The organism is Actinacidiphila acidipaludis (genome assembly GCF_019890725.1).
In the GTDB taxonomy this organism is placed as follows: Bacteria; Actinomycetota; Actinomycetes; order Streptomycetales; family Streptomycetaceae; genus Actinacidiphila; species Actinacidiphila acidipaludis.
On record NZ_JAINZZ010000004.1, the window covers coordinates 247,868 to 270,901 of the forward strand.

18 protein-coding genes and 1 pseudogene are annotated in these 23,034 nt (G+C 74.0%); 10 read left to right on the plus strand and 9 right to left on the minus strand.

The window, feature by feature from the left end:
• Nucleotides 1–28 precede the first annotated feature (28 nt).
• The 3 genes from K7862_RS05775 to K7862_RS05785 all read left to right on the plus strand — a co-directional run bounded on the left by K7862_RS05775 (nucleotide 29) and on the right by K7862_RS05785 (nucleotide 5,381).
• Nucleotides 29–385, plus strand: coding sequence for a YciI family protein (locus tag K7862_RS05775; RefSeq protein ID WP_222961292.1), 357 nt, complete (start codon nucleotides 29–31; stop codon nucleotides 383–385).
• A gap of 71 nt (nucleotides 386–456) precedes the next feature.
• Nucleotides 457–1,797 carry an RNA polymerase sigma factor gene (locus tag K7862_RS05780; RefSeq protein ID WP_372461507.1) on the plus strand — a complete coding sequence of 447 codons (1,341 nt, stop codon included), beginning with the start codon at nucleotides 457–459 and terminating at the stop codon, nucleotides 1,795–1,797.
• Between the two features lie 188 nt (nucleotides 1,798–1,985).
• A complete protein-coding gene (locus K7862_RS05785) occupies nucleotides 1,986–5,381 on the plus strand; it encodes a tetratricopeptide repeat protein (RefSeq protein ID WP_372461508.1) in 3,396 nt (1,131 codons plus the stop codon).
• 126 nt (nucleotides 5,382–5,507) lie between these two features.
• Here the strand turns inward: K7862_RS05785 and K7862_RS05790 are convergent, their stop codons facing one another.
• Both K7862_RS05790 and mca read right to left on the minus strand, forming a co-directional pair.
• Nucleotides 5,508–5,795, minus strand: coding sequence for a hypothetical protein (locus K7862_RS05790; protein ID WP_308011856.1), 288 nt, complete (start codon nucleotides 5,793–5,795; stop codon nucleotides 5,508–5,510).
• Between the two features lie 15 nt (nucleotides 5,796–5,810).
• The gene (mca, locus tag K7862_RS05795) at nucleotides 5,811–6,683 is read right to left on the minus strand and encodes a mycothiol conjugate amidase Mca (protein WP_222961294.1); all 873 of its coding nucleotides are present in this window, start codon (nucleotides 6,681–6,683) and stop codon (nucleotides 5,811–5,813) included.
• A 117-nt stretch (nucleotides 6,684–6,800) separates the two neighbouring features.
• Between mca and K7862_RS05800 the strand changes: the two genes are divergently transcribed.
• Nucleotides 6,801–7,241 carry a DUF4307 domain-containing protein gene (locus K7862_RS05800; RefSeq protein WP_222961295.1) on the plus strand — a complete coding sequence of 147 codons (441 nt, stop codon included), beginning with the start codon at nucleotides 6,801–6,803 and terminating at the stop codon, nucleotides 7,239–7,241.
• Between the two features lie 333 nt (nucleotides 7,242–7,574).
• Complete coding sequence (gene greA / locus K7862_RS05805; RefSeq protein WP_222961296.1) at nucleotides 7,575–8,072, plus strand: transcription elongation factor GreA; 498 nt, start codon at nucleotides 7,575–7,577, stop codon at nucleotides 8,070–8,072.
• A gap of 223 nt (nucleotides 8,073–8,295) precedes the next feature.
• Here greA and K7862_RS05810 read toward each other — a convergent pair whose 3' ends face one another.
• The 3 genes from K7862_RS05810 to ilvA form a co-directional block, all read right to left on the minus strand.
• A complete protein-coding gene (locus K7862_RS05810) occupies nucleotides 8,296–9,150 on the minus strand; it encodes an ABC transporter permease (protein ID WP_222961297.1) in 855 nt (284 codons plus the stop codon).
• Nucleotides 9,147–10,157, minus strand: a complete 1,011-nt coding sequence (locus K7862_RS05815) for an ATP-binding cassette domain-containing protein (RefSeq protein ID WP_222961298.1) — start codon at nucleotides 10,155–10,157, stop codon at nucleotides 9,147–9,149. Before K7862_RS05815 ends, K7862_RS05810 begins: the two co-directional genes overlap by 4 nt.
• Nucleotides 10,158–10,382: 225 nt before the next feature.
• Nucleotides 10,383–11,603 (minus strand): threonine ammonia-lyase, encoded by a 1,221-nt coding sequence (gene ilvA / locus K7862_RS05820; protein WP_222961299.1) that lies wholly within the window; start codon nucleotides 11,601–11,603, stop codon nucleotides 10,383–10,385.
• 262 nt (nucleotides 11,604–11,865) lie between these two features.
• On the opposite strand from ilvA, the pseudogene K7862_RS05825 reads away from it, so the two are divergent.
• The 3 genes and pseudogenes from K7862_RS05825 to K7862_RS05835 all read left to right on the plus strand — a co-directional run.
• Nucleotides 11,866–12,336 (plus strand): annotated as a pseudogene (locus tag K7862_RS05825) (MarR family winged helix-turn-helix transcriptional regulator); the annotation flags it as partial.
• 214 nt (nucleotides 12,337–12,550) lie between these two features.
• On the plus strand, nucleotides 12,551–13,192 hold the full coding sequence (locus tag K7862_RS05830) for a sigma factor-like helix-turn-helix DNA-binding protein (protein ID WP_222961301.1): 642 nt from the start codon (nucleotides 12,551–12,553) through the stop codon (nucleotides 13,190–13,192).
• The gene (locus tag K7862_RS05835; protein WP_222961302.1) at nucleotides 13,189–13,452 is read left to right on the plus strand and encodes a hypothetical protein; all 264 of its coding nucleotides are present in this window, start codon (nucleotides 13,189–13,191) and stop codon (nucleotides 13,450–13,452) included. Before K7862_RS05830 ends, K7862_RS05835 begins: the two co-directional genes overlap by 4 nt.
• Before the next feature lie 173 nt (nucleotides 13,453–13,625).
• On the opposite strand, the gene K7862_RS05840 is transcribed toward K7862_RS05835, so the two are convergent.
• Nucleotides 13,626–14,822 (minus strand): cystathionine gamma-synthase, encoded by a 1,197-nt coding sequence (locus K7862_RS05840; RefSeq protein WP_222961303.1) that lies wholly within the window; start codon nucleotides 14,820–14,822, stop codon nucleotides 13,626–13,628.
• 137 nt (nucleotides 14,823–14,959) lie between these two features.
• Between K7862_RS05840 and K7862_RS05845 the strand changes: the two genes are divergently transcribed.
• On the plus strand, nucleotides 14,960–16,693 hold the full coding sequence (locus tag K7862_RS05845; protein WP_222961304.1) for a M48 family metallopeptidase: 1,734 nt from the start codon (nucleotides 14,960–14,962) through the stop codon (nucleotides 16,691–16,693).
• Between the two features lie 65 nt (nucleotides 16,694–16,758).
• Here the strand turns inward: K7862_RS05845 and K7862_RS05850 are convergent, their stop codons facing one another.
• Complete coding sequence (locus K7862_RS05850) at nucleotides 16,759–18,087, minus strand: glycosyltransferase family 87 protein (RefSeq protein WP_308011857.1); 1,329 nt, start codon at nucleotides 18,085–18,087, stop codon at nucleotides 16,759–16,761.
• Between the two features lie 191 nt (nucleotides 18,088–18,278).
• Nucleotides 18,279–20,399, minus strand: a complete 2,121-nt coding sequence (locus tag K7862_RS05855) for a glycosyl hydrolase family 28-related protein (protein ID WP_222961305.1) — start codon at nucleotides 20,397–20,399, stop codon at nucleotides 18,279–18,281.
• A 310-nt stretch (nucleotides 20,400–20,709) separates the two neighbouring features.
• Here K7862_RS05855 and K7862_RS05860 point away from each other — a divergent pair, with 310 nt between their 5' ends.
• Entirely contained in the window at nucleotides 20,710–21,621 is a 912-nt protein-coding gene (locus K7862_RS05860) for a phosphatase PAP2 family protein (RefSeq protein ID WP_308011858.1), read from the plus strand.
• Between the two features lie 113 nt (nucleotides 21,622–21,734).
• On the opposite strand, the gene xylA is transcribed toward K7862_RS05860, so the two are convergent.
• Nucleotides 21,735–22,931, minus strand: coding sequence for a xylose isomerase (xylA, locus tag K7862_RS05865; RefSeq protein ID WP_222961306.1), 1,197 nt, complete (start codon nucleotides 22,929–22,931; stop codon nucleotides 21,735–21,737).
• Between the last annotated feature and the right edge of the window lie 103 nt (nucleotides 22,932–23,034).

The window sequence follows — 23,034 nt, forward strand, 5'->3', positions numbered from 1 at the left end:
CCGGAGGACCACAGAGAAGGACAGTGCGATGCGCTTCATGATGCTGCTGGAGCTGGATCCGTCGAAGGCGCCCGCCCAGGGCCCCAGCGAGGAGCTGATGACCGAGATGGGCAAGCTGATCGAGGAGATGACCAAGGCGGGCGTGCTGCTGGACACCGGCGGGCTGCGCCCGGTCGAGGAGGGGACGGCGCTGCGGCAGTCGGGCGGCCGGCTGACCGTGCTCGACGGGCCGTTCACCGAGGCCAAGGAGGTTGTCGGCGGGTACTGCATCGTCCAGGCGAAGTCCCAGGAGGAGGCCGTGGAGTGGGCCTCCCGGTTCCTGGCGATCCACGGCCCCGAGTGGGACATCAGGTCCCAGGTGCGGCAGATCGAGGAACCCGCGTAGGGCCGTTCGGCACACCGTGCGGGCCGCCCGTGCTTTGCGCGGGCGGCCCGGGCCTGCTGTCATGGGTTGGCGTGACGGCAGACGACACGGGGGACGGCAGGGCGGACGAGCGGGCCCGCAGGGCGGTGGACGCCGTGTGGCGGATCGAGTCCCCGCGCCTGATCGCCGGGCTCACCCGCATGGTGCACGACCTGGGCGTCGCCGAGGAGCTGGCCCAGGACGCGCTGGTGGCCGCCCTGGAGCAGTGGCCCGCGGAGGGTGTCCCCCGCAACCCCGGCGCCTGGCTGATGACCACCGCCAAGCGCCGCGCGGTGGACCAGATCCGCCGCAACGAGACGTACGCCCGCAAGCTGCGGATGCTCGGCCACGAGCTGGAACTCGACCAGGGGTCGGCGTCGTTCGAGGTGCCCGACGACCCCGAGGTCATCGAGGACGACCTGCTGCGGCTGGTCTTCGTCTCCTGCCACCCCGTGCTGTCCCGGGAGGCCCGGGTGGCCCTGACGCTGCGGCTGCTGGGCGGACTGACCACCGACGAGATCGCCCGGGCGTTCCTCGTCCCGGAGGCCACGGTCGCGCAGCGCATCGTGCGGGCGAAACGCACCCTGGCCCGGGAGAAGGTGCCCTTCGAGGTGCCCTACGGGCCGGACCGCGCGGACCGGCTCGCCTCGGTGCTCGAAGTGGTCTACCTGATCTTCAACGAGGGCTACGCGGCGACCGCGGGCGACGACTGGATGCGGCCCGGGCTGTGCGAGGACGCCCTGCGGCTGGCCCGGGTGCTGAGCGGCCTGATGCGGGCCGAGCCCGAGGTGCACGGCCTCACCGCGCTGCTGGAGATCCAGGCGTCCCGGTCCGCGGCCCGCACCAGCGGGTCCGTGCCGGTGCTGCTGCTGGACCAGGACCGCCGTCACTGGGACCAGTTGCTGATCCGCCGCGGGTTCGCGGCGCTGGCCCGGGCCGAGGCGGCGGCGCGGGCGCGCGGCGTGCCGCCCGGCCCGTACGCGCTGCAGGCGGCCATCGCGGCGAGCCACGCGCGGGCGCTGGACCCGGCGCGGACCGACTGGGCGGCCATCGCCGCGCTGTACGAGCAGCTCGCGGCACGGGCGCCCTCCCCCGTCGTCGAGCTGAACCGCGCGGTCGCGGTCGGGATGGCCCGGGGCCCCGCCGACGGCCTCGCCCTGCTCGACGCCCTGGCCGCGGGCCCGGCCGGCCCCGCGCTGGAGGACTACCACCTGCTGCCGAGCGTCCGCGGCGACCTGCTCTCCCGCCTCGGCCGTTCCGCCGAGGCCCGGGCCGAGTTCACCCGGGCCGCCGCCCTCACCCGCAACAACGCCGAACGCGCCCTCCTGCTGGAGCGGGCGGCGGCCGAGGCGGCGGCCGCGGACGCGGCGCCCGAGGACGACCGGACGAGCTGACACACGGCCCGCGCTGGGGACCGCGAGCCCGGCGCGGGACGTTCCGGTAGGTCAACGCCCCCTGAGGCGCGGGCTGTCCCGCGGGGACCCGCGTGCGCACGGGATCCACACCCGTTCGGGCGCTTGACGCGGCGTCAGGACGGGCACCAACACCTCTCAGGGTTGTCGACCGGTTCGCGGGAGGGCATGTGCCGGAGTCACGGATCGCGCTGCGGGCGGCGGACCGCGAGGAGGTCGAACGGCTGCTGGAACGGGCCGTCGCGGACGCCGGGCCGCGGACGCCGGCCGGGACCGCGGATCTGCTCGCCGAGGGCCGGGAGCACCTGGCGGCGATCGCGGACACGGCGGCACGCGAGTACGCGGCCTACCGGCGCGCGCTGGGCGCGGCACGGCCCGCCGCTCCCCCGCGGGCGGTCGGCGTGATCGGTCTGGCGGCCGGCGTCTCCGCGGGCGCGGCCTTCGCGATGGACCTGGGCCTCGGGCTGTCGGCCGGCGCGGCGCTGGCGACCGGCGTCGTGGTGGGCGTGACCGGGGGCGCGGTGCACGCCGTGGCCGGTGCGCGCCGCGGCAGGGCGGACGCAGCCGCGCCGGGCGGACCCGCGCAGGCCCGGCTGCTCTGGCTGGCGGCCGTCGAGCGCCGCGGCATCCGCCCGTTCCTGGAGACGCGGGAGGCCCACTCCCCGGCCGCCCCGCCGTCCGCGCCCTCCCCGGCACCGGAGGCACGGCGACCGGACGCCCCTCACGTTGCCGCCCCCTCCTCGTCCGGCCCGGCGGCGGACCCACAGCAGGCGGGCAAGCAGGCCGGCAAGGCGTCCGGGAAGGCGCCCGCCTCCCCCGGCATCCCGCCGCAGCGCCGCACGGGCGACCGCAGTGCCGCCGCCCGCGCCCGCGCCGTGCTGGAGCAGTCGTTCGGCCAGCTCCCGGAGTACCGCGGCCCGTTCACCGGACGCCGCGAGCATCTCGCGCAGATCGCGCAGTGGGTGCACCAGGCCCGCGCCTCGACGGCGGTGCGGCCCACCGTGGTGGTGCTGCACGGCCCGTCCGGCAGCGGCCGCACCGCGCTGGCGGTGCGCGCGGCCCAGCAGCTCAAGGACCAGTTCCGGGGCGCCTGCGTGGTGGACCTGCGGGGCGCGGACGCGCCACTGCCGGCCAGGGACGCGCTGCTGCACCTGCTGAACCGGCTGGGCGCACCCCGCGACCAGCTGCTGTTCCGGGACCGGCAGGACCGCCAGGACCACGGCCAGCACCTGCGCCGGCTCTCCGAGCAGTACCAGAAGCACCTCACCGACGTGCCGGTGATCATCGTGCTGGACGAGGCGACGACCGCCGAACAGGTGCGCACCGTCGTGCCGGAACGTTCGGAGTCCCTGGTGCTCGTCACCGCCCGGGAGCCGTTCGACCTGGAACTGCCCGGCGCCCGGACGCACTTCCTGGAGGTCGGCCCGCTGGACCCGGACGGCGCCTTCGAGCTGCTCGGCGATCTCGCCGAGGCGGCCGGGGAGCCGGGTCCGCGCCCGGAGGAGGCCGAGCGGCTGCGGGTGCTGTGCGGGGGCCTGCCGATCGCGCTGCGCGTCGCCGGGGCGGCCCTGTCCGACCACGGCGGCGCGGCCCGGCTCGCCGCCGACATCGAGGTGTTCGGGCCGCGGGACCCGGTCGACCGGGTGCTGGCGCTCCGGTACCACGACCAGCCGGAGCCCAACCGGCGGCTGCTGCGCCGGCTCGCGCTGGCCGGCCGGGCCAGCTTCGGCGCGGCCGCCGCGGCGGCGCTGCTGGCCACGGACGAGCAGGAGGCGGCCAGGCGACTGGCCGAACTGGCCGCCGCGGGGCTCGTGGACAACGTCCGCGGCAACCGCTACCGCCCGCACGAGCTGGTCCGCCGCTTCGCGGGCGAGCGGCTGCAGGACGAGGAGGACCCGGTGGAGCGGGCCGCCGCGCACGAGCGGCTGATCCGCTCCTACGCGGACCTGGCGAACACCGTGATCCGGCTGGTCGAGGGGAAGACCTCGACCCGGGCCGGGCGGTTCGGCCAGCACGGCTTCCCCTCGCTGGACCAGGCGCTGCGCTGGCTGGACGAGGAGTCCAGCTTCATCACCGGGGCGCTGCGCAACGTAGAGGGCGTGGACCGGGCCGCCGTGCAGGCGCTGCTGGGCGCGCTGTGCGACTACTGCCTGCTGCGCGGCGACCTGTACCGGCTGGGCGAGATCAGCGAGATGGCGCAGGCCCAGCAGGCCCGCCAGCAGGGCACCGGGCGGCCCGGGGAGGACCGCTCGGTGCTGGTGCGCTCGGTGCAGTGGCGCACCGGCATCGCCGCCCGGCAGCTCGGCGAGCTGGACAAGGCGCGGTCGACGCTGACGTCGGTGGTGGACCTGTACTTCGAGGCTGAGCACCCGGCGGGCGCCGCGCGGGCGCTGAACAGCCTCGGCATCACCCTGCACCACCAGGGCAACCTGCGGGAGGCGGAGGCCAAGCTGCGGGAGGCGCTGGCGATCCAGGGCGCGTCGCCCGAGCTGGACGAGGACCGGGCGTGGACGCTCCACGCGCTGGGCGCGGTGCTGCGCGACACGGACCGGCTGGAGGAGGCGCTGGCCCTGCTGCGCGAGTCCCTGGTGCTGCACCGGGCGAACGAGAGCGTGCAGGGCGAGGCGTGGGCGCATCTGCAGCTCGGCCAGTCCTACCTGCGGCTGGGACGGGTCGCCGAGGGCGAGGCGGAGCTGCGGGCGGCCGGCCAGGCGTACGCGCTCGCCCGCGATCCGCGCGGCTCGGCGTGGACGCTGACGCAGCTGGCGCGGACGCGGCTGCTGCGCGGCGCCGCGGAGGACGCGGCGCGCGACCTCGACGAGGCGGTGCAGCGGCACCGCGGCAACGACGACGCCCGCGGCGAGGCGTGGACGCTGTACTACCTGGGCCAGGCGCTGGAGGAGTGCGGCGACGGCGACTCGGCGCTGCGCGTCCTGGAGCGCTCGCGCAGCATGTTCTCCCGGATGCGGGACGTGTACGGGCTGGCGTGCGCCCGGCACCACTCGGCGCGGGTGACCCGGGACCTGCGGGCGGCCCGCACCGGGAACCTGCGCAACAGCGGCTTCGCCCGGCAGTTGCTGCAGGACGCGCGGCAGGACTTCCGGCGCATCGGGGTGGAGCACGGCGAGGCGTGGTCGTGCGTGGAGCTGGCGGTGATCGACGCCGGCAACGAGCGGCTGCTGGAGGCGCTGACGCTGCTGGAGGAGGCGGAGGGGCTGTTCTCCGGGATCGGCGACGTCCGCGGCCGTGACTGGACGGTGTTCCTGCGGGCGACGATCCTGCCGCTGCTGGCCGCCGACCGGGACAGCGCGGGCGGCACGGGCACCGCCTACCCGCCGGAGGTCGCGGAGCAGGCGCGGGAGTCGCTGCGGGCCCTGGCGGCCGGCTCCCATCCGGGGCAGGACCCGGATCTCGCGGAGTACGCGGCCGCCTACGCGCTGCTGCTGGAGCGGGACAGCGTCGTCCCGGGCGGGCCCTGGGACGCCTGGCGGCTGGGCATGACGCCGGGCCGCTCGGCGCGGATGACGCTGGCCTTCCCGGCGGGGGAAGCGGACCGCGGGGCGTGAGGCGGACCGGCGTGGGAAGACGGCGCCGGAGCCGGGCTCCCCAACCGGGTCGCGGGACCGGGCTGCGACCGCGGACGGCCGGGGGACACGGCGCACCCGGCGCGGGACCGCGGATCGCGGGAACGGTCAGGCGCCGCCGGACTTGGCGGACCGCTGCGGCCCCACGGTGTCCTTCGGGGCGCGGTCGGCCGCGCCCGGCACGACGCCGTCGGCCTTCTCCGCCGTCCCGGTCGTCCCGGTCTTCTCGTCGAAGTCGATCTTCTTCATCTGCTTGCCCATGTTCTTCATGAGCGCGTAGAGCGCCACGGCGATCACGGCGAAGATCACGAAGCCGAGGAGCCCGGGCGTCACCTTGTTGTCGTCCAGCTCGGCGGCGAGCGGAACGAGCTGGTGGAGGGCGTGGGTCTGAGTCACGCCCCCCATTGTCCCCTAGGCTCCGCGGACGCCCGCAAAGAGGTCGTTCTCCGGGAGGGAGACGTCGACCCGGGTCTGCGCCAGCTCGTAGTCCTCCGTCGGCCAGACCTCGCGCTGGACGTCCATCGGAACGCGGAACCAGCCGCCGTCGGGGTCGATCTGGGTGGCGTGGGCCAGCAGCGCCTTGTCGCGGATCTCGAAGAAGTCGGCGCACGGCACGTGGGTGGAGATGTTCCGCTCGGGGCGGGCGAACTCCTCCCAGCGCTTGAGCCACTCCCCGTAGGGCGACTCCAGGCCGCGGGCCAGCAGCGCCTCGTGCAGCGCGATGGTGCGCTGCTTGTTGAAGCCCTGGTTGTAGTAGAGCTTCAGCGGCGTCCAGGGGGCGCCGGCCTCCGGGTACCGCGTGGGGTCCCCGGCGGCGTCGAAGGCCACCATCGAGATCTTGTGGGTCATGATGTGGTCGGGGTGCGGGTAGCCGCCGTTCTCGTCGTACGTGGTGATCACGTGCGGGCGGAACTCGCGGATCAGGCGCACCAGCGCACCGGCGGCGGCGTCCACGTCCTGCAGGGCGAAGCACCCCTCGGGCAGCGGCGGCAGCGGGTCGCCCTCGGGCAGCCCGGAGTCGACGAAGCCCAGCCACGCCTGGCGGACGCCGAGGATCTGGCGGGCCTCGTCCATCTCGCGGGCGCGCACCTCGTGGATGTGCTCCTCGATGTAGGGGTCGCCCTGGAGCTTGGGGTTGAGCACCGAGCCGCGCTCGCCTCCGGTGCAGGTCGCCACCAGTACGTCCACCCCCTCGGACACGTACTTGGCCATGGTGGCCGCGCCCTTGCTCGACTCGTCGTCGGGGTGGGCGTGGACGGCCATCAGTCGAAGCTGCTCAGTCAAGGCAGGAACCTCAAGTCTCCCGTTGTCGAACCCCCTCCGTGGGCGGGAGAGGCGCCTTCTATAGTGACCGAGTGCGGGGACGAATAATTCCAGGGTCCCCGAACGGGAGGAACCGACATGACGGCCGTGCGACCTGGCCCGCCCGCCTCCCCGCCTGAGGGACGCTACGGCAGCGGCGACCGACGCTTCGACCGGGACGCCGACGCCCGGGCCGACCGCAAGCTGCGCCGGATCGCACTGGTGCTCGGCGTGCTGGCGGTGATCGGCATCGGCTGGTACGGCTGGCGGAGCATCGCCGGCCATACGGTCAGCGCCCAGGTGGTGGCCTTCAAGCCGGTCTCGGACCAGGCGGTGGAGATCCACCTGGAGGTCCACAAGGACGCCGGCGCCACCGTGGTGTGCACGCTGCGCTCCGAGGACGCCGACCACAACGAGGTCGGCCGCAAGGACGTGCGCCTGACGCAGCACGCCGAACAGGTCGACACCGTGGTCACGGTGCGCACCACGGCCCGCGGCACCACCGGCGAGCTGGTCGGCTGCGACAAGGCCTCCGGCTGACCCGCGGCGGGGCCGTCGCATCGGCGCGGCACGTCCCGCACCGGACCGTGACGCATGGCAGCGAACGGCCACGCTCGGTGAGTCCCGGTGACGCGTTCGGGCGCTGCTCGCTCCCGCTGCGGGCCGGGAATTGTTAGGCTCGTGGTTTCGTCCCGCCACCCGGCGGCAATGCACTTGTTCACCGGGCGACGGCGCGTCCCCGTCTTCTGAGCGGGGAGTGCGGCGCCGTCGGCGGGGACGATCCGCCGGCCGCGTTCGTTCACGCGGGGGCGAACGTCCGCGGGAGGTCCGCCGGACAGGCACACCGCACGACAGTACCGACGAGGAGCACCTGTGACCCAGACCAGCGACAACGTCACCTGGCTCACCCAGGCGGCGTACGACCAGCTCAAGACCGAGCTGGAGCATCTGTCTGGTCCCGCACGCGCCGAGATCGTCGCCAAGATCGAGGAAGCCCGCCAGGAAGGCGATCTCAAGGAGAACGCCGGTTACCACGCGGCGCGCGAGGACCAGGGCAAGCTTGAGCTGCGCATCCGCCAGCTCAACCAGATCCTGGAGACCGCCAAGGTGGGCGAGGCCCCGGCCGACGACGGTGTCGTCGCGCCCGGCATGGTCGTCACCGTCGCCTTCGACGGCGACCCGGACGACACGATGACGTTCCTGCTGGGCTCCCGCGAGGGCGTCGCCGGGGATCTGGACACCTACTCTCCGCAGTCCCCCCTCGGCCGCGGTGTGGCCGGCAAGCGCACGGGTGAGGACGCCGAGTACGAGCTGCCCAACGGCAAGTCCGCGACCGTCAAGATCCTCGAGGTCAAGCCCTACGCGGGCTGACGCCGTCCCGGTCGGACCCTGACAGAACGTGGCCCTGCCCGCCGGATCCCTCCGGCGGGCAGGGCCACGTGCGTCATGTGTCGTGCGTCAGGTTGTGTAGCGCGCGAGCCAAAGGGCGCGCCGGTGTCGAAAGGGAGAACGCGCGGAGATCGCGAGGAACGAGCGATCGAGCACGATCGACCGTCGACACCGGGTCAGAGCGCCCGGAGGCGAGCGGGCGGCATCAAGCGGTCGCCGAGCGGTACTTGTGGACCGCCCAGGTGCGGAAGACCGCGACGATGATGACGGACCAGATCAGGGACGCCCACACGGGGTGCTCCATGGGCCAGGCGCTGGACGGGCTGACGCCCGGGTTGCCGAAGAGCACGCGGCACGCCTGAACGGTCGCGCTGAACGGGTTCCAGTTCGCCACCGGCTGCAGCCAGCCCGGCATCTGCGAGGAGTCCACGAAGGCGTTCGACACGAACGTCACCGGGAACAGCCAGATCAGGCCGCCGGAGGTGGCCGCCTCCGGGGTGCGCACCGACAGCCCGATGAGCGCGCCGATCCAGGAGAACGCGTAGCCCAGGAGGAGCAGCAGCGCGAACGCCCCGAACATCTTCGGGACGCCGTTGTGGATCCGCCAGCCGACCAGCACGCCGACGATCGCGAGCACCACCACGGTCAGTGCGGTCTGCACCAGGTCGGCCAGGGTGCGGCCGGTGAGCACCGCGCCGCGGGACATCGGCAGCGAGCGGAACCGGTCGATGAGCCCCTTGTGCATGTCGTCGGCGATGCCCGCGCCGGCGCCCGCGGTGGCGAAGGTGACGGTCTGCGCGAAGATGCCGGCCATCAGGAAGTTCCGGTAGTCCGAGGCGCTGAGCGAGCCGCCGACGGCGACCGAGCCGCCGAAGACGTAGCTGAACAGCACCACGAACATGATCGGCTGGATCAGGCCGAAGATCACGACCTCGGGGATGCGCATCATGCGCAGCAGGTTCCGCTTGGCCACCACGAGGGAGTCGTGCGCGGACTGCAGCAGGCCGCCGCGGGCCACGGGAGCCAGGGTGACCGACGGGTTGTCGGTGACGGCGCTCACTTCACGGCCTCCTTCTCGGCGGCGGCGGTGACGCCGGCCCCGCTCTCCTCGTCCGTGCCCTCCGCCGCCTCGGCGGTGTGGCCGGTCAGGGAGATGAACACGTCGTCCAGGGTCGGGCGGCGCAGACCGATGTCGTCGATCTCGATGCCCGAGCCGTCCAGGTCGCGGATGACCTCCGCCAGCAGCTTGGCGCCGCCGGTGACCGGGACGGTGATCTTGCGGGTGTGCTGGTCGAGCTTGGCCTCGCCCTGGCCGTAGCGGGCGAGGACGCGGGCGGCCTCGTCGATCCGGTCCCGGTCGTGGACGACGACCTCGACGCGTTCGCCGCCGGTCTGCGCCTTGAGCTGGTCGGAGGTGCCGCGCGCGATGACCAGGCCGCGGTCGATGACGCAGATGTCGTGGGCGAGGTGGTCGGCCTCCTCCAGGTACTGGGTGGTGAGCAGCAGCGTGGTGCCGCCCGCGACCAGTTCCTGGATGACCTCCCACAGCGCCTGCCGGTTGCGCGGGTCGAGGCCGGTCGTCGGCTCGTCCATGAACATCACCGGGGGGCTGACGACGAGGGCCGCGGCCAGGTCCAGCCGGCGCCGCATGCCGCCGGAGTAGGTCTTGGCGGTGCGGTCGGCGGCGTCGGCGAGGTTGAAGCGCTCCAGCAGCTCCTCCGCCCGGCGGCGCGCGTCCTTGGCGCCGAGCTGGTAGAGCTGGCCGACCATCTGCAGGTTCTCCCGGCCGGTCAGATACTCGTCGACCGCCGCGAACTGCCCCGAGAGGCCGATGTGCCGGCGGACCTCGTTGGGGTGCTTGAGTACGTCGATGCCCGCGACGATCGCGGTACCGCTGTCGGGTTGCAGCAGGGTGGTCAGGACGCGGACGGCGGTGGTCTTACCCGCGCCGTTGGGACCGAGCAGGCCGAGGACCGTGCCCTCCGGCACGTCGAGATCCACTCCCCCCAGTGCCCTGACGTCGCCGAAGGTCTTCACGAGACCCTCGGCGTAGATGGCGCCCGGCATGTTCTTCGCTCCCGTCGGTGGTTGCTTGGGTGACTGCTGCCGCGCCTCGAAGTCGCACGGCTTCCTGTGTCGACCGGCGGCCGCCGTGAAACTCATCGGCCGGCCGGTCACCGCGTGCACGCCCCCGGACCACCGCGGGCAGCACTCTCACGACAGTCCGCGAGAATGCCAGACGCGATATATCGCGTCAACCGGTTTTCTGGTGTTCAGGTCCTTCAGGGTCGCTCAGGCGAGCACCGTGTACCCGGCGTCCCGCAGGGCGGCGGTGACCGCCGTGCAGTGCTCCGGTCCCTTGGTCTCCAGGTGCAGCTCGACCTCGGCCTCGGTGAGGCCCAGCCGGGGATCGGTCCGCACATGGCTGATGTCCGTGACGTTAGCGTCCACCACTGACAACACGCCCAGCAGCGTCGCCAGCGCGCCGGGCCGGTCGGTGAGCAGCAGCCGCAGGGACAGGTAGCGGCCGGCCGCGGACATGCCGTGGCGCAGGATGCGCTGCATCAGCAGCGGGTCGACGTTGCCGCCGGACAGCACCGCGACGACCGGGCCCTCGAAGGCGTGCGGCCGCGCGAGCAGCGCCGCCACCGGGCTGGCGCCCGCCGGTTCCACCACCATCTTGGCGCGCTCCAGGCACAGCAGCAGCGCCGAGGAGAGCTGGTTCTCGGTGACCGTCACGACCTCGTCGACCAGGTCGCGGATCACCGCGAACGGCACGTCCCCGGGGCGCCCGACCATGATGCCGTCGGCCATGGTCGCCACCGAGCCCAGCGCCACCGGCCGGCCGGCCGCCAGCGAGGGCGGATAGGCGGCCGCGCCCGCCGCCTGCACACCGACGATCCGCACCTCGGGGCGCAGCGCCTTGACCGCCACCGCCAGCCCGGCCGCGAGCCCGCCGCCGCCCATGCCCACCACGATGGTGCGCACCTCCGGGCACTGCTCCAGGATCTCCAGGCCGACCGTGCCCTGCCCGGCGATGATGTCGGGGTGGTCGAAGGGGTGGATGAACACCGCGCCGGTCTCGTCGGCGTACTCGCCGGCCGCGTGCAGCGTCTCGTCGACGACGGTTCCGGTCAGCCGCACCTCGGCGCCGTACTCACGGGTCGCGGCGACCTTCGGCAGCGGGGCGCCGACCGGCATGAAGACGGTCGAGTGGACGCCGAGAAGCGAGGCGGCGAGCGCCACTCCCTGCGCGTGGTTGCCGGCGCTGGCGGCCACCACACCGGCCGCCCGCTCCTCCGGGCGCAGACCGGAGATCCGCACGTAGGCGCCGCGGATCTTGAACGAGCCGGTCCGCTGCAGGTTCTCGCACTTGAGGTGCACAGGTGCTCCCACCAGCGACGACAGGTGGCGCGAGCCCTCCATCGTGGTGACCCGGGCGACCCCGGAGAGCATTTTGTGCGCGCCGCGGATGTCGTCGAGAGTGATCGACTGGGGCGCCGTTCGGTTCATGGGGCCAGTCTCCCAGTTCCGGTCGGGGGCCACGCGCGCCGCGCTCACCTGGAGGTCTGCGGCACGCGGCAGAACAGGCGGCCGGCCGGCCGCGGCGGGACCATGGGGGTACCACGGGCGGGCGGCGCTCCGGCCGGCCTGCAGGACCCGGTCCGGGTTTCCGCGGGAAGGGTCCCGAGGCCATCCGGTCCGCGTACTCTTCTCCCAACTTCCGCCGTCCCGCCCCTTCGGCAGGGCCGATCAGATCGCGAGCTTCAAGGTCATGTCCAACCCCCCGGAGTCCTCGACCGACCTCCTCGAGCGCCTCCAGCACCAGGTCGCCCTCTTCGCCCGCCGTGCGGAACAGACGCGGCTCGGCGGCGTCGGCAAGGCCCGCAACTCCATGGACCGTGCCGCCTACCTGCTCCTCAACCGGCTGGACCGGGAGGGGCCGATGGGCGTCAAGGCGCTCGCGGAGGCGATGGGCATCGACTCCTCCACGGTGACCCGCCAGGTGGCGCCGCTGGTCGACACCGGACTGGTCAAGCGCACCTCGCACCCGGAGGACGGCCGGGCCGTGGTGCTCGCCCTGTCGCCGCGCGGCCGCGGCCGGCTGGAGGAGGTCCGCGACTCGCGGCGTCGCCTGATGTCGGAGGTCACCGAGGACTGGACCGCCCAGGAGCGGGAGGTCTTCACCGACCTGCTGGTCCGCTTCAACACCGCGCTCGCCGAGTGGCACGCGGGGCTCGGGCAGCGCGACGAGTCCGACGACGGCGCTCCCGGCGCTCCCGCCGCGCTCGACGTGTCCCCTGCGGACCGTACGGCCACCGTGCCCGGGACCGCCGGGGCGCCCGGCGCTCCCGCCTCCGCGGTCGCACCGGAACCGGCCGGCACCGGTGTCGCCGCCGTCGTCCCCGGAGACAGCCAAGGGGGTTGACCTGAACGCGAGGTTGCCGTCCCATGGCGGCGTGGGCAGACGCCGGGCGGCAGCGGACAGCCGACGGGACGCCGAGTTCGCGGCGTTCACCGCCGGCGCGGGGGGCCGACTGCTGCATTCCGCCACCTTGCTGACCGGCGACCCCGCCGAAGCGGAACGGCTGCTGACCGTCGTGCTCGCGCGGGTCTACGCCGACTGGTTCCGGATGCGCGCGGAGGACCCGTACGAGCAGGCCAGGAGCGAACTCGTCCGCCGCTTCCACCACCGGCCGTGGTGGCGGCGGCCGCGCGGCGGGGACCTGGACCGGCTCACCGGACAGGAGCGCCTGGTCGTCACGCTGCGGTTCTTCGAGGGCGTCGCCGAGGAGCAGACCGCCGCCCAGCTCGGGCTGCCGGCCGACCGCGTCCGGGCCATCTGCGCCCGGGCCACCGCCACACTGCGCAGCCGTCCCGCTCCGGCGCCCGCCGCGTCGGTCACCGAGGCGCGGACCACGGCGGCGCAGCAGCGGGCCGCCCGCCCGAGGAACACCCATGGCGGAAGGGCGGACGCGCCTTCCGGTACGGACGCCGGCACGCCCGGTACGGACGGCGGCGACGCCACCCGCGATCCGGCGGTCGCCGCGCCGGTTGGCGCCCGCCGCCAGGGCTCGCACCGTTACGAGGGCACGCCGTGAGCCCGCTGCCCAACCGGCGTGACGAGGAGGTGCGGCGGCTGCTCGACACCCCGCACCCCGTCGTGCCCGTGGACCTCGCGGCCCGCGCGGTGCTGCGCGGGCGGCGGATCGTGCGCCGCCGCAGGATCGAGCACACCGTGCTGTGGGCGCTGCTCGCCGCCGCGGCGATCGCCGGGATCGTGCTGGCCGTCCTGGCCTGGCCGGACCACTCGGCGCCGCCGGTCCCGGACAACTGGTGGCCGACGAGCGGGCCGAACTGACCGACCCGAACGGAGCGCGGGCGGGCCGGGTTCGGCTCCCGGCCGGGAAGAGGCCGGTCGGGCCGGCCCATGAGCAAGGCGGTTCACGTCATGAGCGGGCCGGCGCATCAGCGGGGACCGTCAGAGCCGGGCCCTCGCGGGCGCCGGCCCTGACGTCGTCCGACGGCCAGGCCTCAGCCCAGGGCCTGCGTGAGGTCGGCCAGCAGGTCGTCGACCGCCTCGATGCCGACCGAGAGCCGGACGAGGTCGGCCGGCACCTCCAGCGCGGAGCCCGCGACCGAGGCGTGCGTCATCCGTCCCGGGTGCTCGATCAGCGACTCCACGCCGCCCAGCGACTCCCCGAGGGTGAACAGCCGCGCGCGGTCGCAGACCCGCACCGCCGCCTCCTCGCCGCCGGCCACCCGGAACGACACCATCCCGCCGAACGCCTTCATCTGCTTGGCGGCCACCTCGTGCCCGGGGTGCGTCTCCAGGCCCGGGTAGTACACCTGCGTCACCTTGGGGTGCGCGGAAAGCATCTCGGCGACCCGCCCGGCGTTCGCGCAGTGCCGGTCCATCCGCACGGCGAGCGTCTTGACTCCGCGCATCACCAGCCACGCGTCGAACGGGCCGGCCACCGCGCCCATCGCGTTCTGGTGGTAGGCCAGTTGCTCGCCCAGTTCGGCGTCCGACGTCACCAGCGCGCCGCCGACCACGTCGGAGTGCCCGCCCATGTACTTCGTCAGCGAGTGCACGACGATGTCCGCGCCGAGCGCGAGCGGCTGCTGCAGGTAGGGGCTGGCGAAGGTGTTGTCGACGACCAGCCGCACGCCCGCCTGCCGGGCCACGTCCGCCAGCGCGGCGATGTCGGTGATGCCCAGCAGCGGGTTGGAGGGCGTCTCCACCCAGATCAGCCTGGTCTCCGGGCGGACCGCGTCCCGGACCGCCTGCACGTCGGAGGTGTCGGCCACCGACCACCGCACGCCCCAGCGCTCGACGACCTTGGCGAACAGCCGGAAGGTGCCGCCGTAGGCGTCGTTGGGGATCACCACGTGGTCCCCGGGGGCGAGCAGGGTACGCAGCAGGCAGTCCTCGGCGGCCAGACCGCTGGCGAAGGCCAGGCCGCGGCGCCCGCCCTCCAGCGCGGCCAGGTTCTCCTCCAGCGCGGTCCTGGTCGGGTTGGCCGAGCGGCTGTACTCGTAGCCGCCGCGCAGGCCGCCGACGCCGTCCTGCTTGTACGTCGACACCTGGTAGATCGGGGTCACGACCGCGCCCGTCGTGGCGTCCGCCGGCTGGCCGGCGTGGATCGCCAGCGTCTCGAAGTGCCGGCTGTCGTGGCCCGAGTGACCGGAGGCGCCTGCGGTGCGGTGCTCGCTGTGCTCATCGCTCATGCCGCCGAGCGTAGCCGCCCGGGAGCCCGCGGCCACCGGGCGACGGCGCGCGCCGGACGGTATGATCCGCTCCTGCTCGAACTCCCGTGCGGCGACCGCGCGGTACGGGGTTCGCCGTCCTGTGGGGGGACCTTCCGATGAACGCGTCGCTGCGCGCTGCCCGCGCGCTGCTGCTGCTTGCCGGCTTCTACCTGATGGGCCTGGTCCTGCTGGGCCTCGTTCTCACGCTCGACGCCTTCGTGGTCGTCGGGCTGCTGCACGGCCACGCACTCTTCGCCCTGGTCAAGCTGCTGCTGATCTCGCTGGCGCTGACGGTGCCGGTGCTCGACGGCATGCTCGCCCTGGTGCGGCGCAAGGGGGACGACGGCCCCGACGGCTACGAGGTGACCGCGCGGGCGCAGCCCGAACTGTGGGCCGAGGTCGGCGAGGCGGCCCGGCTCGCGGGGACCCGCGCCCCCGACCGTGTGGTGCTCATCGGCGACGTCAACGCCGCGGTGGCCGAACGCACCCGGCTGCTGGGCCTGGTGCCGGGCCGGCGCAGCCTCTACCTGGGCGTGCCGCTGCTCACCGGGCTCACGGTGCCGCGGCTGCGGGCCGTGCTGGCCCACGAGTTCGGCCACTACGGTCACCGTGACACCCGGCTGGCGGGCATCACCATGCGCGGCCGCGTCGCGATGACGCACACCATCGAGTCGTTCCGCGCCGGCGCGGCGGACGGCAGCCGCGGCCACGCATTTCTGGGCAACCTGTACGTCCGGTACGCGCGGTTCTACCTGCGGGCGTCCCAGTCGGTGGCGCGCCGCCAGGAGCTGGCCGCCGACCGCGCCGCGGCGCTCGCGGTGGGCCGGCGCACCACGGCCGCGGCCCTGCGCGAAGTGCCGCTGCTGAGCACGGCGTTCGGCTTCTACGTGACCCGGTACGCGACGGCCGGCCGGAAGGTGTCGCTGCTGCCGCCGGCCGGCGAGTTCTACGGCGGCTTCCGGCACCTGCTGGCGGACTCGGACCGCGGCGAGGAGCTGGCCCGGATGCGCGCGGGCCTGCTCGAGGAGGAGCAGTCGCCGTACGACTCGCACCCGCCGACGGCCGAACGGGTGCGGCTGATCGAGGAACTGCCGGACGACGGCCGGCCCGACGACCCGTCGGCGCCCGCCGGGCTGTCGCTGCTCCGCGACCGTGCGGCCGTGCTGGCCTCGGTGGAGTCGGCCACCCTCGTGGCCGAGGTCGCGGGCTTCCGGCGGGTCGGGTGGGCGGACCTGTTCCGCAGCAAGGGGTGGTCGGCGGCCACGGCGGCCGCGGAGCCGCTGCGCAAGGCCGTGTTCGCGGTGCGCGGCGGGAACGCCGCGATGCTGCCGACGATCGAGGAGACGCTGGACGCGATCGACGCGGGCCGGCTGTGGACCGAGATCGCGCCCCGGCTGCCCCTGGCCGGGTCCGGAACCCCGCAGAACTCCCCGGACGAGCTGCGGTCCGCGGTCCGTGACGGCCTCACCGCACTCGCCCACCTGGCACTGGCCCATGCGGACAAGGCCCACTGGGAACTGTCGTGGTCCGGCGCTCCGATCCGCCTCGTCCTCCCCCCGGACGTCGCCACCCGCCTGCCCGCGGCAGTGGAAGCGGCCTCCGCGCCCGCCCCCGACACCACCCCCCTCCGCCGCCTGCTGTCGGAAACGGAGAACGCGGCGACGGGCGACGCGACTCCCGCAGCAGAGACCCCGGAAGCCCCGGAGGCCCCGGGGGCCGCCGACCCGGCCCCCGCGGCGGAGGACCCGGGGACCGCCGACGCGCCACCGTCGACGCGGGGCCCGCAGGCCGTCACCCCCGCGCAAGCCGCAGCGCACCCCGGGACCGTCGGCCCCACACCCACCGCATAGGACCCGCGGTCACCGACCCCATGTCCGCGGCGGATGACCCGGGGGGCCACCGGCCCGGCGGGCGGTCAGCGTGAGCGGCCTGCGGGGGCGCCGGTCGGCATCGGGCAGGTGGCCGGGCTGGTGGCGCTGCCCAGGAGGCGGCCGCGGGGGTCCTCGCCGGGGCGGCGCAGGCAGCGGACGGCCAGGACGGCGTAGAGGCCGGCGAGCATCACCGCGTCCCGGAACGCCCGCCGCTGCAAGGACTCCAGGGACGGCAGGAGCAGCGCGCCGTTCTGCGGCAGCAGGACGATCCAGAACCAGGGCGTCCGAGGCACCGAGGCCCGCAGCGGCAGCGAGGCGAGCAGCACCGGCAGGATCACCAGGACGTAGTGCAGGAACGCGGGCCGGGACGCCACGAAAGCGGACAGCATGAGCATGCTCGCCGTCTCCACCAGGCGGAGCCGCTGGTCGCCGCCGCGCCGCCAGCGGGCCCGGGCCGCCAGCACGCCCGCCACGGCCAGCGCGACGGCGACGGCGGCGGCCGCCGTGTGCGGCATCCCGAGCCGCGGCAGCACGGTGCCGAGCGACGCGTCGTACGGCCGGGCGTACGCGTCCTGGCCGTGCAGCAGGAACGGCAGGGTCTTGGTCGCGAGGAGCCCGGGGTGCGGGATGAGCAGCGCGGCGAGCACGGACGCCGCGAGCGGGATGCCGGCCAGCACGGCCAGCGCCCGCCATCTGCGGGCCAGCACGAACAGCAGCGCCAGCGGCACCAGTATCGGCTTGCAGCAGATCGCCGCGCCGGCCACGGCGGCCGCCGCCGTCCAGCGGTTGCGGGCGGCGAGGCCGAGGGCGACCGGAAGCGCCAGCACGGACGCCACCGTCCAGTTGCCCAGGCCCACTTCGCTGCGGAAGGGCGCGAAGTAGGCCAGCCCTCCTGCGCCCGCGACGCCGAGCCTGCTGCGCGGGCTCACGTCGAAGATGCGCAGCGCCGCCCACCAGCCGGCCAGGATCAGCAGCGCGGTGACCACCGGGACGAGCACCTGGAGGACGCGCGGGCCGAGTTCGGCCTCGGGCACGGCCAGCAGCACGCTGCTGGGCAGGTAGAGCAGCCGCTTGTCGGCGTACGGCGAGCCGCCGTCGAGCAGCGCACGGCCGGCCCGGACCAGCACCCGGTTGTCGATGCCGTTGGCGGCCGAGCCGGCGATCTCGGTGACGGTCAGCACCAGGAGCGCGGCGGCCGCGGCCTGCGCGGGCGGGGAGGCGCGGGTCCGCAGCCAGGCGCCGGGCGCGTCGACGCCGTGCGGTGCCGGCCCGCCCCGCTCGCCCCGCCCGTCCGGTGGGTCCCGCCGAGCGCCGGCGGCACCCGCCGTGTCACGGCCTCGCCCGCCGCCACCGCTGGCGCCGTTCAGCCGCACGACGACCAGCCGTAGATCATAGTTGCTCCCGGTCTGCAGTGCTATGAGGCAAACATCATGAATTGCTTATAGCAGCACGACCGGGACGGCCCTGGGCACGACATGGCACGGCCGCCCGGGACACGGTGTCCCGGGCGGCCGGCCCCCCCGTTCAGAGGTGGTGCGTCGCGGACGAGCGGATCAGCGGACCGTCACCACGCCGAGGGCGCGGGCGGCGGGACCACGGCGGGCCGGTCGTCGCAGGTGATGGTGTTCGGCAGCTCCCACGGCGCGAGCCACGGACCGGTCGTGCCGCCGCCGTCGTTCCCGCCGAGGTCGGTCACCGTGAACTCCGAGCCGGCGGGCGTGAAGTGGAAGGACCCGCAGTTGTTGATCCCCACCGCGCCGACGTTGCGGGCCTCGACGTTCTGGAAGGTCGCGCCGCCGGCCGTACGGGCGCTGAGCACCGAGGTGCCGGTGCCGTCCACCCGGATGTCCTTGAAGTGGACGTCGGTGATCGAGTACAGGTCCTTCACCGGGAAGTCGGAGACCAGCATGATCGCGTTGTAGGTGCTGTCCAGGAAGTCGTCGCCGGTCACCTGGATGTCCGCGTCGATGTTCCGTTCCAGAGCGTAGAACCAGATCGCGCCGAGCCCGATGTTCCAGTTCAGCTCGTACGTCCCGGCCCGGACCGTGGTGTTGCCGGTGATCCACAGATGGCCGGTGAACGGCTGGGCGCCGAAGCGGGAGCCGACCTGCAGGGCGCTGCCCTCGCGGATCGGGTCGGCGATCAGGTTGTCGGACACGGTGTTGTCGGTGCCGCCGTAGACGGCGATGCCGTTGGCGAGGACCGGCGTCTGCACGGTGTTGTGGTCGAAGGTGTCCCGCGCGTCCTCGGCCTTCTCCGACCACATCGCCAGCGCGTCGTCCCCGGTGTTGCGCAGGAAGTTGCCCGAGACGGTGGAGTCGGTGACGCCGGTGTGGAAGTTGATGCCGTCGGCGATCTGGTCGACGATCGTGTTGCCGCTGATCCGCAGGTTCCTCATCGGCCCGTCGAACCACATGCCGACCTTGGTGTGCTGGATGTACAGGCCCTCGACGGTGGAGTCGCTGAGCGCGCCGCCGATGCCGTTCACCTGGTCGGTGTCGATGCGCTCGCGGACGTCGCCCTCGATCGCGAAGCCGGACAGGTGGACGTTCGAACTGCCGCCCACCGAGGCGTCCTTGCCGTAGAAACCGACACCGGTGTGCACGCTGCCTCCCCCAGGCCCTTCGGGCTGGGCGGTACCCCCGGGCGCCGGGGTCACCAGGTCCACCTGGTGGCCCTTGATGATCGTGTACCAGCTGCCGGCGCCCTCGATGGTGACGTCGTCGACGATGATGTGCCGGTTCACCTGGTACGTGCCCGGCGGGATGTAGACCTTCAGGTGGGCGCGGCGGGCGAAGGCGACGGCCCGGTCGACGGCGTCCGCCGAGTCGCGGCGGCCGGTCGGGTCGGCGCCGAAGGCGAGCACGTTCGCGGCCCCCAGGTCGATCTTCGGCGGCGCCACGAGCTGGGAGTCGAGCAGGTCGACGGTGGTGGTCGCGGCCCCCGCCGGCACGGTCAGCCGCACCTTCTGGCCGGCCCGGTAGGTCCGGCCGAGCAGCAGTCGCTGCTCGTCGTAGAAGTGGTTGGGCCGGAAGGGCTTGGCGAAGACCGGGGTGGGCGTGGTGTCCTGCGGCACGCACCCGCACTCGGTGACCCACCAGTCCGGGTGCGAGACGTCCGCGGTGGGGTCGTTGGAGAACGGATAGAGGTTGTAGAGCCAGGCGTACTGCGAGGTGAGCGTCATCGTGGTGCGGTGGCCGCCGTCGACGGTGACGTTCAGCGGCGAGGTGATGCCGCCGCCCGCGGGCGCGTCCGGGATGCTGTAGCGCACGTTGATCGCGTTGGCCGCGCCCGGCAGGGTGAACTCGACGTACTGGCCGGGCTTGAGGGTGACCGCGCTGCGGCCCGACGCCTCCGCGGGGAGGGTGTAGGCGTCCCGGCCGGGGCCGATGACCGTGCCGTCGGTGGCGGCGTGCTCCGCCTCCTGCTCGGCGAAGCCGACGTTGGCGCCGCGGCCTTCGACCAGCGCCGGGTCGAGCCCGGCCCGCGTCACCACCGGGCCGGCCGCCGGTGCGCCGGTGCCGGCCAGCGCGGTCCCGCCGCCCAGCACGCCGAGCCCCAGCGTGAACGCGGTGACCGCCGAGACCGCGGTGGCGGCGCCGAACCCGGCCGTGCGCACCGCGGTTCTTCGCCGCGGACGGCCGGCGGCCCGCCCCGCCTCGGCGCCTGTGCTGCTCCGTGACATCGAAAGCTCGTTTCTGTCGGGTCCCATCGAGGTGAGGCGACAGTAGGGCGCGCCCGGAGCCCCTCACAAGGCTTCTGCACGATGATTTCGCGTCTCTGACGTCAAGCTGCACTCACTTGTGCGCTTCTTGCGTTCACTGGCCACACTCGTTGCAGTGGCCTTCGCCGCGGACACGACGCGCCGACGGCCGGAGATCCTGCGGAATTCACGGGGGAGGCGCGGGGCAGGATGACCTCGGGGACGAGGTGCCGACGTGACGCTGGACGGGCGGTGACCCACCGGAGCACACCGCCGGAGAGGGCAGGCCTTCGTGCGCGCGAACCCACACGGGACATCCCCCGCGGACACCGGACCCGGCGAGACGGGTCCCGCGGACACCGGACCGGACGAGCCGCGCCCGGGAAAGGGCGACGAGGTCCCCGCCCCGCGGGCCGGACGGCCGCGCCGGACGGCCCGGCTCCCCTCGCTCCCCCTGCCGGCGCGCCTGCCCCGGCTGCTGCCCGAACTCGTCCTGCTCCTGTGCGTGGACGCCGGTTACAAGTACGGCCGCAAGGTGGCCAACGGCCATACCGAGGCGGCCTACCACCACGCCGACGGCGTCTGGAGCTTCGAACGCGCCCTGCACTTCCCGAGCGAACAGGGCGTGCAGCGGCTGATGCTGCACTGGGACTGGGTGGTGCACCTGGCCAACTACCTCTACGCGACCGTGCACTTCCCGGCGATGGTGATCTTCCTGGGCTACATGTTCGCCCGGCACCGCGCGCACTACCTGTGGATCCGGCGGGCGATCGTCATCCAGACGCTGCTGGCCCTGCTCGGCCACTGCTTCTTCCCGCTGGCGCCGCCGCGCCTGGCGCCCGGCACCGGCATGATCGACACCGCCTCGGTGTACGGACCGGCCGTCTACGGCAAACCCGACGGCGACTCGATGGCCAACCAGTTCGCCGCGATGCCCTCGCTCCACGTGGGCTGGGCGCTGGCGATCGCGATCGGGCTCATCGCGGCCACGCGCTCCCGCTACCGGTGGCTGTGGCTGCTGCACCCGGTGATCACACTGCTGGTGGTCGTCGGCACCGCCAACCACTACTGGCTCGACGGGCTGGCCGGCTCGCTGCTGCTGGCCGTGGCCCTGGCCGTCGTCCCCGCCCCGGACCCCGCCCATGCGCAGGCACCCGCCACGCACTGGGCCTGGCCGCTCAAGCGCGGCCCGCGCTCGGCGTGAGGGTCGCCGGCCGGGCCGCCCCCGGGCGACCCGGCCGGGGGCCGCCGGAGAACGTACGGCGGTCGTCGTCCCGGGCGGGGCGGCCCGCCCGGGACGACGGCGCCGGCCGGCGGTCAGCGCGCGCCGAGCAGGTGGTCCATCGCTAGCTGGTCGAGCCGCTCGAAGGCCATGCCGCGGGCCGCGACGACGTCCGCGTCGAAGTCCTCGTACGCGCTGCGGTCGGCGAGCAGCGCCTGCAGCGTCTCGCCGTCACCGAGGGTCGGGCGGGCCAGCTCGTCCAGGCGCGAGGCGCGCAGCGCCTCCTGCACCTCGGGGTCGCCGCGGAACGCCGCCGCGCGCTCCTTGAGCAGCAGGTAGTTGCGCATGCAGCCGGCCGCGGAGGCCCACACGCCGTCGTAGTCCTCGGTCCGCGGCGGCTTGAAGTCGAAGTGCCGCGGGCCCTCGTAACCGGCCGACTCCAGCAGGTCCACCAGCCAGAAGGCGGCGCGCAGGTCGCCGGCGCCGAACCGCAGGTCCTGGTCGTACTTGATGCCGCTCTGGCCGTTGAGGTCGATGTGGAAGAGCTTGCCGTGCCACAGCGCCTGCGCGATGCCGTGCGGGAAGTTCAGCCCGGCCATCTGCTCGTGGCCGACCTCGGGGTTGACGCCGACCAGTTCGGGGCGCTCCAGGGCGTTGATGAACGCCAGCGCGTGGCCGACGGTCGGCAGCAGGATGTCGCCGCGCGGCTCGTTCGGCTTGGGCTCGACGGCGAACCGCAGGTCGTAGCCCTGCGAGACGACGTACTCGCCGAGCAGGTCGAAGGCCTCCTTCATGCGGTCCAGGGCGGCCCGCACGTCCTTGGCGGCACCGGACTCCGCACCCTCGCGGCCGCCCCAGGCGACGTAGGTGGTGGCGCCGAGCTCGACGGCCAGGTCGATGTTGCGGATGGTCTTGCGCAGCGCGTAACGCCGCACGTCGCGGTCGTTGGCGGTGAACGCGCCGTCCTTGAAGACCGGGTGCGTGAAGAGGTTGGTGGTGGCCATCGGGACCTTCATCCCGGTGCTGTCCAGCGCCTGCCGGAAGCGCTTGATGTGGCCCTCGCGCTCGGTGTCGGACGACCCGAACGGAATCAGGTCGTCGTCGTGGAAGGTCACGCCGTACGCGCCCAGCTCGGCGAGGCGGTTGACGGACTCCACCGGGTCCAGGGCGGCGCGCGTGGCGTCGCCGAACGGGTCGCGGCCCTGCCAGCCGACCGTCCACAGACCGAAGGTGAACTTGTGCTCGGGGCCGGGGGTGAGGTGCCCGGGGACCGGGGGCGTGGTGGAAGTCATGATGGTCGGCTCCTATTCGTCAGACTGTTGAACAAATTAGTATGCGAGGCCGAGGATGGGAAGTGGGCACGGCGCCGGCTTCCGTCACAGGCCTGTCGAAGGG